The sequence below is a fragment of the Streptomyces torulosus genome (assembly GCF_001419765.1).
Classification (GTDB): Bacteria; Actinomycetota; Actinomycetes; order Streptomycetales; family Streptomycetaceae; genus Streptomyces; species Streptomyces torulosus.
The window spans coordinates 1-13,236 of sequence record NZ_LIRK01000090.1 but is presented as its reverse complement, the minus strand read 5'-3'; the positions used below and the strand labels follow the sequence as shown (position 1 = coordinate 13,236).

General features: G+C 72.0%; 12 protein-coding genes. 8 read left to right on the top strand and 4 right to left on the bottom strand.

Features of this window, described 5'->3' with window-relative positions:
• Positions 1-11: 11 nt before the first annotated feature.
• Entirely contained in the window at positions 12-860 is an 849-nt protein-coding gene (locus AOK23_RS07410; RefSeq protein ID WP_055711945.1) for a DUF4184 family protein, read from the bottom strand.
• 415 nt (positions 861-1,275) lie between these two features.
• Here AOK23_RS07410 and AOK23_RS07405 point away from each other — a divergent pair, with 415 nt between their 5' ends.
• The 3 genes from AOK23_RS07405 (at position 1,276) to pgfA (ending at position 4,412) form a co-directional block, all read left to right on the top strand.
• The gene (locus tag AOK23_RS07405; protein ID WP_055711944.1) at positions 1,276-3,042 is read left to right on the top strand and encodes a lytic transglycosylase domain-containing protein; all 1,767 of its coding nucleotides are present in this window, start codon (positions 1,276-1,278) and stop codon (positions 3,040-3,042) included.
• Between the two features lie 156 nt (positions 3,043-3,198).
• Positions 3,199-3,333: an SPW_0924 family protein gene (locus tag AOK23_RS46610; protein ID WP_107099360.1), complete on the top strand. Its 135-nt coding sequence runs from the start codon at positions 3,199-3,201 to the stop codon at positions 3,331-3,333.
• 86 nt (positions 3,334-3,419) lie between these two features.
• Complete coding sequence (gene pgfA / locus AOK23_RS07400; protein WP_055711943.1) at positions 3,420-4,412, top strand: cell envelope lipid trafficking protein PgfA; 993 nt, start codon at positions 3,420-3,422, stop codon at positions 4,410-4,412.
• Here pgfA and hrpB read toward each other — a convergent pair.
• Entirely contained in the window at positions 4,402-6,996 is a 2,595-nt protein-coding gene (hrpB, locus tag AOK23_RS07395) for an ATP-dependent helicase HrpB (RefSeq protein WP_055711942.1), read from the bottom strand. The two genes, pgfA and hrpB, sit on opposite strands and share 11 nt — an antisense overlap.
• Before the next feature lie 142 nt (positions 6,997-7,138).
• Positions 7,139-7,996, bottom strand: coding sequence for a class I SAM-dependent methyltransferase (locus AOK23_RS07390; RefSeq protein ID WP_206336140.1), 858 nt, complete (start codon positions 7,994-7,996; stop codon positions 7,139-7,141).
• 378 nt (positions 7,997-8,374) lie between these two features.
• Here AOK23_RS07390 and rpsA point away from each other — a divergent pair, with 378 nt between their 5' ends.
• The 4 genes from rpsA to AOK23_RS07370 all read left to right on the top strand — a co-directional run bounded on the left by rpsA (position 8,375) and on the right by AOK23_RS07370 (position 12,158).
• A complete protein-coding gene (gene rpsA / locus AOK23_RS07385; protein ID WP_031166273.1) occupies positions 8,375-9,871 on the top strand; it encodes a 30S ribosomal protein S1 in 1,497 nt (498 codons plus the stop codon).
• A 206-nt stretch (positions 9,872-10,077) separates the two neighbouring features.
• Positions 10,078-11,016, top strand: coding sequence for a PAC2 family protein (locus tag AOK23_RS07380; RefSeq protein WP_055711940.1), 939 nt, complete (start codon positions 10,078-10,080; stop codon positions 11,014-11,016).
• Between the two features lie 82 nt (positions 11,017-11,098).
• Positions 11,099-11,728 carry a dephospho-CoA kinase gene (coaE, locus tag AOK23_RS07375; protein ID WP_055711939.1) on the top strand — a complete coding sequence of 210 codons (630 nt, stop codon included), beginning with the start codon at positions 11,099-11,101 and terminating at the stop codon, positions 11,726-11,728.
• Between the two features lie 49 nt (positions 11,729-11,777).
• Entirely contained in the window at positions 11,778-12,158 is a 381-nt protein-coding gene (locus AOK23_RS07370) for a tetratricopeptide repeat protein (protein ID WP_055514151.1), read from the top strand.
• An 83-nt stretch (positions 12,159-12,241) separates the two neighbouring features.
• Here the strand turns inward: AOK23_RS07370 and AOK23_RS07365 are convergent, their stop codons facing one another.
• Entirely contained in the window at positions 12,242-12,508 is a 267-nt protein-coding gene (locus AOK23_RS07365) for a DUF6343 family protein (protein ID WP_055711946.1), read from the bottom strand.
• 177 nt (positions 12,509-12,685) lie between these two features.
• Here AOK23_RS07365 and AOK23_RS07360 point away from each other — a divergent pair.
• The coding region (locus AOK23_RS07360) for an acyltransferase domain-containing protein (protein ID WP_169800281.1) at positions 12,686-13,236 on the top strand (551 nt) is incomplete at its 3' end.

The window sequence follows — 13,236 nt, the reverse complement described above, 5'->3', positions numbered from 1 at the left end:
CCGCCCGGTGCTCAGCGGCGGACCGAGCTGTCCGCCTCCGCGTCGGCTGCGATCACCGCAGCGGAAGCCGGGCGCCAGATCCTGACGCCCACGCCGTACAGCACCACACCCAGCATCAGACCGGCGCCGGCCCCGAAGCACACCGTCGGGATCACCTCGTACGGCTTGGCGACCGAACCCCAGGAGGCCCACCAGCGGGCCACCCGCTGCACCGTCGCGATCAGCGCGCACCCCCCGATCACGGCGCCCGCCACCCACCGGTCGGCCGACGAGAGCACCGGCACACCCACGGGCTCGACCACCGGCTGCCGGCGCAGCGCCAGCACCAGGAACACAGCGATCACGACCGCCGCGACCGCCGAGCCGCCGTACTGGAGGTACCAGTACAGCGGTGAGCCCGCGATCTCCTCGCCCAGCACCGGCAGCAGCCGCATCCCCCACCGGTCGAGATGTGTGAACGCGTCCCAGACGACATGGGTGAGCGCACCGAGCACCGCGGAGACGTACCACCACAGCACCAGCGACGGACGCACCCGCCGCACGCCCGCCCCGCACCGCACCAGCGAGGCCACCCGCGCCCGCCGCCCCCTCGGCAGCAGCGCGACGAGCGGTTCCCGGAGCACCAGCCACACACCCACCAACGCCCAGGTGAACAGCACGTCGACGGTGAAGACCCCGGCGAAGGAGTGCGTGACGTCGCCGAATTCCATCGCCCCGGGCAGCACACTCGCCGCGTAATAGGTCAGATCGGGCGCGAACGAACCGGCGACGAGCACCGACGGCACGAGTCGCCCCCGCGCGCTCCCGTCCCCGCGCAACGCGGGCAGCACGGCGGCCGCATGGCTCAGCGTGAAAGGCAATTCGTCCCCCTGGAGCGGATTTTATGACGTTGTGCGTGAGGTGTCCGCGGCGGACCTCCGCCGCGCGGTCGGCCGGTCCGGCGATCACCGGCGTCAGTATGCGCGACGCCCACCGACCCCGGCGTGCGCCCGCGTGACAGCGAACCGACAGGGGCAACCGGCGGAAATCGGGCACGAACGGGTGTCCGGGCGACGGAAGTTGTCGTAGGGTCGCCTGGGCCGCCGTGTCGATGCGTGCGGGGGCCATCGGAAATCCGGAGAAGGAAACGCCGGAACAGGGCAACCAAATCCGGAACTCCGGAGTCGGTGTAGCAGAGCGGGAAAGCTTATCCGGAGAAAATCCGGAGAGGTTGTCCAAGACAGTGTCAAAAGGGAAGAACGCCAAGGCGATCGACCACCGGGGAGGGTTCACTCAATGGCGGCGCAGTTCGGATTGAGGCTCCGCAAGGGGGCGGCCACCACCGCCCTGGCCGCGGCCACGGTAGCGGCACTGGCCGCGTCCCAGGCTCCGGGAGTGACCACCGACAGCGCCGGGAGACAGACCGCCGGGTCACCCTCGCCGGAGGCGACCACCTACTCCGAGGACACCGCCTCGGGCGACGGGCGCTACTACACGGACCTCCCGCCCCTCGACAGCCCCAACCCCTCACCCGGCACGGGCGACGGCTCGACCACGGTCGGCGGCGGCGAGCGCGGCATCCCCGCGACCGTCCTCGACGCCTACAAGAAGGCCGAGGCGTCCCTGCGCGACTCCAAGCCCGGCTGCAACCTGCCCTGGCAACTGCTCGCCGCCATCGGCAAGGTCGAGTCCGGCCAGGCGCGCGGCGGCCGTGTCGACGCGAGCGGCACGACGATAGGCAAGATCCTCGGCCCCCAGCTGAACGGCAACGGCTTCGCCAACATCAGCGACACCGACAACGGCGCGTACGACGGGGACGCCACGCACGACCGGGCGGTCGGCCCCATGCAGTTCATCCCCTCCACCTGGGAGTGGGCGGGCCGCGACGGCAACAGCGACGGCGCCAAGGACCCCAACAACGTCTACGACGCCGCCCTGGCCGCGGGCCACTACCTGTGCCGGTTCAACTGGGACCTGGCCGACTCCGGGAACCTGCGCAGCGCGATCCTCAGCTACAACAACTCGACGGCCTACTACAACACCGTCATGTCGTGGCTGGAGTACTACCGCAAGGGCACCCACGAGATCCCCGACGGCACCGGCTCGCTGCCCCGCACCCCGAGCGACAACGGGGGCGGAACCACCGGGACCGGCAACACCGGGAACAAGGGCGGCTCGGGCGGCACGAAGCCCAGCCCCAGCCCGACCCCGCCGAACAAGGACAAGCCCGGTGGCGGCAAGCCCGGCGGCGGCTCCACGCCCACGCCGCCGACCCCGCCCACCCCGCCGACCAAGCCGCCGACCAAGCCGCCCACCAACACCGACACGGTGCACCACCTGGAGGCCGCGGGCCCGGCGAAGCTCACCGCCACCGCCGGCGCCACGTTCACCGACCGGATCGCCGCCCGCACGGAGACCAAGGCGGGCAAGGCCGTCGCGAAGGTCCGGGTCCGCTTCACCGTCGTCGGTGACACGGACACCACCTTCACCGGTGGCGAGAAGGTCGCCACGGTCGTCACGGACAGCACCGGCAAGGCGACCGCCCCCGGGCTCGTGGCCGGCGAGAAGACCGGCGCCGTCACCGTCCGCGCCACCGTCGTGGGCCGCACCGTGGCCGCCCTCGACTACACGGCGACCGTCACCGCCCGCCAGGCCGACGCCCTCGCCCGCACCACGACCACCGAGCTGACCTGCGTGGCGAACGGCGAGTTCGCCGAACAGGTCGCGGTGAAGGCCACCTACAAGGGCGCGGTCGCAGGCAAGGTCGCCGCCACGGCGACCCTCATCAAGTCGCCCCTGGACCCCACCGAGAACGACAAGGGCCCCTACTTCAAGAACCCCGCCGACGGCAAGCCGCTCCGCACCCTGACAGGCCTGCAGACCGACAAGGACGGCCTGCTCACCCTGCCGAAGCTGTACGCGGACGACGCCCCCGGCACCTACCTCCTCCGCATCGAGACCGAGGGCGGCGCGACCCTCACCGTCGAACTGAAGGTGGAGGCCGCCCCCGCGGAGGCGACCCCCACGGAGTCCGCCTCGCCGAGTGCCGGCGCCTCGCAGTAACCACCGCGCACACGCCACGACGGCGCCCCTCTTCCGGAGGGGCGCCGTCGTTGTGTGTGCAACGTGTTCTCATCTCGCCCGGCCGTTGCTACGGTGCCGGACCTGACGATGTATCAGCTCCCGCTGTCGGCGGGCTCACCGGTCGGGAGGTTCCGTATGCGTGCCCTGATCGCCGCCGCGACCGGTCTCGCCCTGGCGTTCGCGCTGGTCCTCGCGCTCACCGAGCTGGGCACACCGACTGGGGAGACATCCCCGAAACCCCTGCTGACGACGGTGCCCCCGCACCCGTAGCCGAACGGCCGACGCCGACCGCGCCGTCCGCGGTCGAACGGCCGTCGGAGGCCGCACATCCACAACCGCCCGGGAGGGAGGCCGAGATGCACCGCAGGGCCGGTCTGATCCTGCTCGCGTTCGCCGTGTTCTTCGCCGCGCTGTCCCCGCTGACCCGCTGGTACGCCTTCCCGCGCCTGGCCAAGATCCCCGCCGACCAGTACCAGGACATGGTCCTCGTCGCGAAGGACGCCACCCTGCTCGACTACGGCACGATGACCGAACGCAAGGTCCCCCAGGTCACCATCGTGCAGACCCTCAAGGGCAATGTGGAGGCCTCGGAGCGGATCGAGAGGACGGCGGGCCGCGACGTGGTCGTCTGGGACGGCCTGTCCTACGTCCAGGGCCCCGACGGCGAGATGGTCTCCAAGATCCCCGAGCGCTACATCTTCGACGCCCACACCCAGGAACCCGTCCACGCCAGGGGCGAGATGGTCGACGGCGACCCCGTCCGCCGCGAGGGCCTGGAGTTCAAGTGGCCGTTCCTCACCGAACCCCGCGACTACGAGTACTTCGACGCCCAGGCCCGTATCACCGCCCCCATCCACTACAAGGGCACCCAGGACTTCCGCGGCGTGGAGGTCTACTACTTCGAGCAGACCATCCCCTGGACCGAGGTCGCCTTCCCCCGGATCATGCCCGTCGAGGGCATCACCCGTGAGACGGTCGCGAAGACCGGCACGACCCGCTGGTACACCACGGTCCGCAAGTTCTGGGTGGAGCCGGTCACCGGGGCCCCCGTGTACGGCGAGGAGATCCACAAGGAGGAACTCCGCGGCGGCACCCTCCTCGGCGACCGCGAAAAGGTGACCGCGTTCGCCGGCCACGTGAAGATGCGCGAGGACTACATCGAACACACCGTCGACCTCGTCACGTCCCAGCGCGTCGTCGTCCTCCTCATGACCTCCTACCTGCCCTGGGGCTTTCTGGGCCTCGGCCTCCTGCTCCTGGCCCTCGCCCTCTACGTCGAGGCACGCGGCCGCAGGGCGGGAGGCTCCGGGGCCGAGGAACCCGTCACCTCCGAGCCGGTCACCGCCTGAGCCGCGCGTTGGTGAACCGGGTCGGCTCGGCCGCCGCCGGGTCCTCCGGCCACGGATGCTTGGGATACCGGCCGCGCAGCTCCGCCCGCACGGCCCGGTACCCGTCCTTCCAGAACGAGGCGAGATCGGCGGTGACGGCGGCGGGCCGCCCGGCGGGCGACAGCAGATGCACGACCACCGGCACCCCGGCGAGCACGGGCGACTCCTGGAGCCCGAACATCTCCTGCAACTTCACCGCCAGCACCGGCTGCTCGGGCCGCGTGTAGTCGACGCGTATCCGCGACCCGCTCGGCACCACGATCCGCTCGGGAGCGAGCTCGTCCAGCCGCACGGCGTCCCCGGTGGCCCACGGCATCAGCCGCCCCAGCGCCTCCCCGGCATCGATCCGCCCGAGATCCGCCCGTCGCCGGGCACGGCTCAACTCCGGCTCCAGCCAGTCGTCCACGCGCGCGTGCAGGGCACTGTCGGAGACATCGGGCCACGGCTCACCGAGACGCGCGTGCACGAAGGCGAGCCGCTGCCGCAGAGACACGGCGCCCTCCGACCACCGCAGCAGCCCCAGCCCCTCGGTCCGCAACCCCTCCAGCAACGCCGCCCGTACGAGTCCGAGCTCGGGGTCCCGGAGCGGCCGTACCGCCAACTCCACGGCCCCCAGCCGTTCCACCCGCCGCGCCACGACATCCCCGTCGCTCCAGCGGACCTCCTCTCCCTCGCCGTGCAGGGCGGCGGCCGCCGATCGGGCCACCTCCTCGTCGACGACGGCCCCGAGCCGCACGCGCGCGTGCCCGGCACCCACCGGCCGGTCCGCCACGGCCACGGCGAGCCACGGGGCGTTCCGCAACCCGGACCCCTCCCCGACCTGCGCCCGAGTCCCGTTGACCATCAGATGAGCCCCCTGCACCGCCTTCGCGACCCGCTCGGGGAAGGCCAGTGCCGCCACGGTCCCCACCAGCCGCTCGTCCGACTCGGCGGGGTCCGGGCGGCTGCCGTCCGAGGCGTGCCCGTCACGGTCGTCGGCGGACTGCGCGAGGCGGGCATCGGCGGGCGGACGGGACGGGCCGGACGCGTCCCGCGTCGAGGGCGGTGCCGCGGCCGTCCGCAGGCGTCGTACCTCCGCACGCCACCGGCCGGCGTAGGCGTCACCCCCGCGCCGGGCCGCCCGCAGCGCCGCCAGGAGATCGTCGCCGTACTCCCGTGGCGGCTCCTCGCTCAGCAGCGCCACGACCTCCGCGGCCCGGTCCGCCCCCACCAGGGGTGCCGCGTCCAGCAGGGCCCGCCCCAGCCGGGGATGCAGGCCCAGCCGCGCCATGCGCGCACCGCGCGAGGTGGCCCGCCCGGCGGCGTCCACCGCGCCGATCGCCGTCAGCACCCCCCGCGCCGCCGCCATCGCCCCGCCGGGCGGCGGGTCCAGCAGCGCGAGACCTGAAGCCTCCGGATCGCCCCAGCAGGCCGCCTGGAGGGCGAACGCGGTGAGGTCGGCGACCTTGATCTCCGGCGCCGGGAACCGGGGCAGTCGGCCGTCCTCGGCCTCCGCCCAGCACCGGTACACCGCCCCCGGCGCCTCACGCCCGGCGCGCCCCGCCCGCTGCCGCCCGGCCGCCTGCGACGCCCGTACGGTCGTCAGGGCGCTGAGCCCGCGCGCATGGTCGACCCGCGGCTCCCGGGCCAGCCCGGAGTCGACGACCACCCGGACCCCCGGAACGGTCAGCGACGACTCCGCCACCGCCGTCGCCAGCACCACCCGCCGCCGCTCCCCGCCGGCCAGCACCGCGTCCTGCACGGCAGCCGACGCCCGCCCGTGCACCTGGAGGACGTCGACGCCGCCGAGATCGCCCAGCTGTCCCGCCACCCGCGCGATCTCGCCCACGCCCGGCAGGAAGCACAGCACGTCCCCCGACCGCTCGACGAGCGCCCGCCGCACCACCGAGGCCACATGCGCCAGCAACGCCGGATCGACCCTCATCCCGTGCGGCGGCCGCACCGGACGCGACGGCGGCGCCCACACCACCTCGACGGGATACGACACACCCTGCGCCGCCACGACCGGCGCCCCGCCGAGCAGCCGCGCCCAGCCCTCCGCGTCCGTCGTCGCCGACGCCGCCACCAGCCGCAGCTCGGGCCGCAGCGCCTCCCGCACGTCCAGCAGGAACGCCGCCACCGTGTCCGCGTCCAGATGCCGCTCGTGGCACTCGTCGAGCACCACCACGTCGACCCCGGCGAGTTCCTGGTCCCGCTGCAACCGCTGCAGCAGCACACCGGTCGTGACGACCTCCACGCGCGTGTGGCGCCCCACGACCCGCTCGCCGCGCACCGTGTGGCCGACGCTCTCGCCGGGCTTCTCGCCCAGCAGCCACGCCATCCGCCGCGCCGCCGCCCGCGCTGCGATCCGCCGCGGCTCGGCCACGACCACCCGCCGCGCCGGCCCGCCGTCCAGCAGCCCGGCCAGCGCCAGCGGCACCAGCGTCGTCTTGCCGGTGCCGGGCGGCGCGACGAGAACGGCGGTGCCGTGCCCCTCCAGGGCGTCGTTCAGACCGGGCAGGGCACCGCGCACGGGCAGCGCGTCCAGAGCGTCGTAACGGATCACGCCCTTCAGTGTCGTACGTCCGCGGCGACACCCCACGCGCGCGTGCGTCGACCTCGCAGCGGCGGACCCGCCACGCGCGCGTGATCCGGTATGTGCGGGTGAGTCGGCACGTGTGCGTGAGCCGGACCGGCGACCGTATGCCTCAGTCCCGCGCGCACACGAAGATCGCGGTGCCCGGGATCAGGTTCCCGCGCAGCGGCGACCAGCCGCCCCATTCCGAGCTGTTCCAGGCGGGCCACTCCGGCTCGACCAGGTCGACGAGACGGAGGCCCGCCGCGACGATGTCCCGGACGCGGTCGCCGACCGTCCTGTGGTGCTCCACGTACACGGCCCGCCCCTCCTCGTCCTGCTCGACGTAGGGCGTGCGGTCGAAGTACGACGCGGAGACCGACAGGCCCTCCGGGCCGGGCTCGTCCGGGAACGCCCAGCGGATCGGATGGGTCACCGAGAACACGAAACGGCCCCCGGGCCGCAGGACGCGGCGGACCTCCCGCAGCACCCGCACGGGGTCCGCGACGAACGGCAGCGCCCCGTACGCCGAGCACGCCAGGTCGAAGGAGGCGTCCGCGAAGGGCAGGTCGCCCGCGTCGGCACACACCAGGGGGAACGATCCGCCGATCCGCAGGGCGTGCTGGAGCTGACGGTGCGAGAGGTCCAGGGCGACGGGCCGGGCCCCCTGCGCGGCGAGCCAGCGGGAGCACTGCGCGGCCCCCGCGCCGATCTCCAGGACGTCCTTGCCCTTCAGCTCCTCCGGCGGCCCGAGCAGCTCCGCCTCGATCTCGTCGAGCCCCTCCGGACCCCAGACGAACCGGTCGTCGCCGAGGAACGTGCCGTGCTCGACCTGGTAGTCGTCCGCGTTCCGGTCCCACCAGCCCCGGTTGGCCCGGGAACTCTCCGCCACCCCGGCCTCGCGCCGGGTGGCCTCGGGCTCGTCGGCATCGGGGGAGCCGGCGGTCGCGGGGGCGGTGGAGATTTCGTGGACATCGCGCTCTTGGATGATCGGCTCCCTCGTCGTACTCTTCCGTAACCCGAGTGGCGCGATGGCCTCAGAATCGCGTCACGGAAGGTGTGTCCCAGGCCTGCGTGGCCTCATGGGACGCGATTTGTGCCGGGTATGCGGCGTTCCGCCCCGGGTGGTGCGCCTTCGCGCATTGACCCTGCCTGGCTGCCCCCGTATGCTACAAGTTGCGCTGCGGGCCTGCGCACCTCAGACGTAGCAGGCTGCGCTCGCATCTGTTGTATGTCCCCTCGGTTGTCGAGGCGCCACCAGCGGTTTTGTGTGGCGCTTCCTTGGCTGTCCGGCTTCTGCAGAGCGAAACGGGCTCCCGGCGTAAGCAGTACCTACGACTTCAATGTCCGTACCGGAGCCCTTTCCCACATGACGAGCAGCACCGAGACCACCGCCACCACCCCGCAGGTAGCGGTCAACGACATCGGTAACGAGGAAGCCTTCCTCGCCGCGATCGACGAGACGATCAAGTACTTCAACGACGGCGACATCGTCGACGGCGTCATCGTGAAGGTCGACCGGGACGAGGTCCTGCTCGACATCGGTTACAAGACCGAAGGCGTTATCCCGAGCCGCGAGCTTTCGATCAAGCACGACGTCGACCCCAACGAGGTCGTCGCCGTCGGTGACGAGATCGAGGCCCTTGTCCTCCAGAAGGAGGACAAGGAAGGCCGCCTGATCCTCTCGAAGAAGCGCGCCCAGTACGAGCGTGCCTGGGGCACCATCGAGAAGATCAAGGAAGAGGACGGGATCGTCACCGGTACCGTCATCGAGGTCGTCAAGGGTGGTCTCATCCTCGACATCGGCCTCCGCGGCTTCCTCCCGGCCTCTCTCGTCGAGATGCGCCGCGTCCGCGACCTCCAGCCCTACGTGGGCAAGGAGCTCGAGGCCAAGATCATCGAGCTGGACAAGAACCGCAACAACGTGGTCCTGTCCCGCCGTGCCTGGCTGGAGCAGACCCAGTCCGAGGTCCGCCAGACGTTCCTCACGACCCTCCAGAAGGGTCAGGTCCGTTCCGGTGTGGTCTCCTCGATCGTCAACTTCGGTGCCTTCGTGGACCTGGGTGGCGTCGACGGTCTGGTCCACGTCTCCGAGCTGTCCTGGAAGCACATCGACCACCCCTCCGAGGTCGTCGAGGTCGGCCAGGAGGTCACGGTCGAGGTCCTCGATGTCGACATGGACCGCGAGCGCGTCTCCCTGTCGCTGAAGGCGACCCAGGAAGACCCGTGGCAGCAGTTCGCCCGCACCCACCAGATCGGCCAGGTCGTGCCCGGCAAGGTCACGAAGCTGGTTCCGTTCGGTGCGTTCGTCCGCGTGGACGAGGGCATCGAGGGTCTGGTCCACATCTCCGAGCTGGCCGAGCGCCACGTGGAGATCCCGGAGCAGGTCGTCCAGGTCAACGACGAGATCTTCGTCAAGGTCATCGACATCGACCTCGAGCGCCGTCGCATCAGCCTCTCGCTGAAGCAGGCCAACGAGTCCTTCGGTGCCGACCCGGCCTCGGTCGAGTTCGACCCGACCCTGTACGGCATGGCCGCGTCCTACGACGACCAGGGCAACTACATCTACCCCGAGGGCTTCGACCCCGAGACCAACGACTGGCTCGAGGGCTACGAGAAGCAGCGCGAGGAGTGGGAGCGCCAGTACGCCGAGGCGCAGACCCGCTTCGAGCAGCACCAGCAGCAGGTCATCAAGAGCCGCGAGGCCGACGCCGCTGCCGCCGCCGAGGGTGGCGACGCCGCGGGTGCGGCTCCGGCCGCGGGTGGCGGTTCGTACTCCTCCGAGGGTGCGGACACCTCCGGTGCGCTTGCTTCGGACGAGGCGCTCGCCGCACTGCGCGAGAAGCTGGCCGGCGGCCAGAGCTGACCGCTCGCCGCTGAGGCATAGCCGATAACACGCCGGGCCCGCATCCCCTCCGGGGGGTGCGGGCCCGACGTGTGCGCGAACCGCACGTCGGTGTGTGCGAACCGCACTTCGGTGGTGTGCGTGAACCGCACTTCTCGAACCGGCTCCGGGAATGCCGGGCCCCCGTACGGCGTTGGGACGTACGAACACGAGGAGGAGCGGTCACAGTGCTTGATCCGCAGGGTTTGTACGCATGGGAGCCGAAGGGCCTGGCAGTCGTCGACATGGCGCTGGCCCAGGAGTCGGCGGGACTTGTCATGCTCTACCACTTCGACGGATACATCGACGCGGGCGAGACCGGCGACCAGATCGTCGACCGGCTCCTCGGCTCGCTGCCCCACCAGGTCGTCGCCCGCTTCGACCACGACCGGCTCGTGGACTACCGGGCACGGCGCCCGCTGCTGACGTTCAAGCGCGACCGCTGGACCGACTACGAGGAGCCGAGCCTGGACGTGCGCCTCGTCCAGGACGCCACGGGGGCGCCCTTCCTGCTGCTGTCCGGCCCCGAGCCCGACGTGGAGTGGGAGCGCTTCGCGAAGGCCGTCCAGCAGATCGTGGAGCGGCTCGGCGTCCGCCTCTCCGTGAACTTCCACGGCATCCCCATGGGCGTGCCCCACACCCGCCCCGTCGGCCTCACCCCGCACGGCAACCGTGCCGAGCTGGTCCCCGGACACCGCAGCCCCTTCGAGGAGGCCCAGGTCCCCGGCAGCGCCGAGGCCCTAGTGGAGTACCGCCTCGTGGAGGCTGGCCACGACGTGCTGGGCGTCGCCGCGCACGTCCCGCACTACATCGCCCGCTCCCCGTACCCGGACGCCGCCCTGACCGTCCTGGAGGCCGTCACCGCCGCCACCGGCCTGGTCCTGCCGAGCGTCGCGCACGCCCTGCGCACGGAGGCCCACCGCACGCAGACCGAGATCGACCGGCAGATCCGCGAGGGCGACGACGAGCTGGTCGCCCTCGTCCAGGGCCTGGAGCACCAGTACGACGCCGCTGCGGGGGCCGAGACGCGGGGCAACATGCTCGCCGAGCCCGTCGAGATCCCCTCCGCCGACGAGATCGGCCTCGAGTTCGAGAAGTTCCTGGCGGAACGGGAGGGCGAGGGCTGACACCCAGCCGTGGGAGGCCCACGCGGACCGGGCCTCCCACGGCTCTGTGCGGGGCTTTCGCCCACCCCCTAAGCTGCCGGGCATGCTGAAAGTGGGTCTGACCGGCGGTATCGGCGCCGGCAAGAGCGAGGTGTCCCGGCTGCTCGTGGAGCACGGGGCCGTGCTGATCGACGCGGACCGGATCGCGCGCGAGGTCGTCGCCCCCGGCACACCCGGGCTCGCGGCGGTCGTGGATGCCTTCGGTGAGGACGTGCTCGCGCCGGACGGCAGCCTGGACCGCCCCAAGCTGGGCTCCCTGGTGTTCGCCGACCCGGACAAGCTCGCCACACTCAACGCGATCGTGCACCCCCTGGTCGGCGCCCGCTCCCAGGAACTGGAGCACGCCGCCGCACCGGACGCGGTCGTCGTCCACGACGTCCCGCTCCTCACCGAGAACGGCCTCGCCCCGCTGTACGACCTGGTCATCGTCGTGGACGCGCCCACGGAGACCCAGCTCGACCGCCTCGTCCGGCTGCGCGGCATGACGGAGGAGGACGCCCGCGCACGGATGGCCGCCCAGGCCACGCGCGACCAGCGCCGGGAGATCGCCGACATCGTCATCGACAACGACGTACCCCTGGAGGACCTGCGGCGACGCGTCCGGGACGTCTGGGCCGACCTGGACCGCAGGGCACACCAGCCCCGGGAGCGGTCCGAACACGCACAGGAATAGCGCACCCCCAGGGGGCGTTGAACCGTCCCAGCAAGGGAAGGACTCAGCCGTGCCCGAGACCAGCGGTTCCACCGGACGTACCCCGGAGACGCACGTCATCGACTTCCGCGCGGCCGAGCGGCTCCTCACGGCGAACGACCCGCAGGGCGCCGTCAAGCTGCTCGACCGGGTCATCGCCGAACACCCCGAGAACACGGCGGCCCGTCTGCTGCGCGCCCGTGCCTTCTTCGCCGCCGCCCAACTGCGGCCGGCCGAACTGGAGTTCACGATCGTCCTGGAGCGCGAGCCGGACAACGCGTACGCGCACTACGCGCTCGCCCGCACCTACCAGCGGCAGGCCCGCCCCGACCAGGCCAAACGCCACTTCCGGCTGGCCGCGGCGCTCGATCCGAACCCGCGGTACCTGGAAGCCGCGCGGTTCGACTCCTGACGGCCCCCGGCCTCCCGCGACGCGGATCCTCGCAGCGCGGAGACCTGCCTGCCCCAGCCACGGCCCCGGAACGGGCCGAGCCTCTACGGGTGGCGCGGGTCCGGCGGCTGGTACGGCGGGACGTCACGGCCCGGCTGGTAGTGCGCGCCCTCACGCATATGGTGCACGATCACCATGGCGTCGACGGTGGCGATCAGGAACACCGCACCGCAGACGGCCGCCCAGCCCGGGCGGCCGACGAGTGCGAAGGCCACGGTCCCCAGGACCGCCCAGATCACACCCCACACGCTCAGCCAGAGCCGCATCCGCAGCGGACTGCGCGCCGTCCTCGGTTCACTGCCCGTACGCATCAGAACCACCGCCTCCCGCTCGCTCGGCCGCCCTTTCCGCCCTTTCCGCCCTTCTGGCCCCTCCTGCCCCTGTCTGCCCTCTTTTGCTGTTCTCGTCTTGTTGGTCCTACTCGGAAACGTACTCTTCGGCTCGTGCGTTCTCCAGAAGACGGTGTGGAGTGACGGGGGAGGCCGAAGGTGCTCTGGGATGTGGTGCGGGCGGACGAGAGGCTCACCGAGTGGCTCAAGGAGCTGGCGGAAGGCGACGAGGAGGCGCCGGAGGCGCCCCGGGCGTGGCTGCCGGACGCCGAGGAGCTCCCGGACGTCCTTCAGGACCTGGCCGTGCCGTACGAGGACGTCAACGACCTGGTCGCGTTGCGCCGGACGCTGAGGGATGACGAGGAGGCGACCGTGCTCCTCGGACGGTGCGTACGAGGTCTCGTACGGGACATGGGGAAGATCGGCAAAGGGCTGAGACTGCGGCCGTTGCCCCTGGAGTCCGGTCCGCTGGGCCGCTACTTCCCGGTGTACGTCCTCGTCGCCGCCCTGCCGTACGTGCGCGCGTACCACCGTGAGCGGGGCATCCCCGAGGACATCTCCCGGCGCACCCTCGCGGACGTGGGCCGGGGCCTCGTGCTGCACCGCCGGAGGTACGGGGTGGGCGGGCTGGTGGCGCCCGGCTGGTACTCGCTCCACTTCCACGGGGAGCTGTTCCAGCTCGGGCGGCTGCAGTTCCAGCGGACCCGGTT

Coding starts and splice junctions, on each gene's coding strand:
- AOK23_RS07365 (WP_055711946.1), bottom strand. CDS start 12,508: ATGCGTACGGGCAGTGAACCGAGGACGGCGCGCAGTCCGCTGCGGATG.
- rpsA (WP_031166273.1), top strand. CDS start 8,375: ATGACGAGCAGCACCGAGACCACCGCCACCACCCCGCAGGTAGCGGTC.
- AOK23_RS07405 (WP_055711944.1), top strand. CDS start 1,276: ATGGCGGCGCAGTTCGGATTGAGGCTCCGCAAGGGGGCGGCCACCACC.
- coaE (WP_055711939.1), top strand. CDS start 11,099: ATGCTGAAAGTGGGTCTGACCGGCGGTATCGGCGCCGGCAAGAGCGAG.
- AOK23_RS46610 (WP_107099360.1), top strand. CDS start 3,199: ATGCGTGCCCTGATCGCCGCCGCGACCGGTCTCGCCCTGGCGTTCGCG.
- pgfA (WP_055711943.1), top strand. CDS start 3,420: ATGCACCGCAGGGCCGGTCTGATCCTGCTCGCGTTCGCCGTGTTCTTC.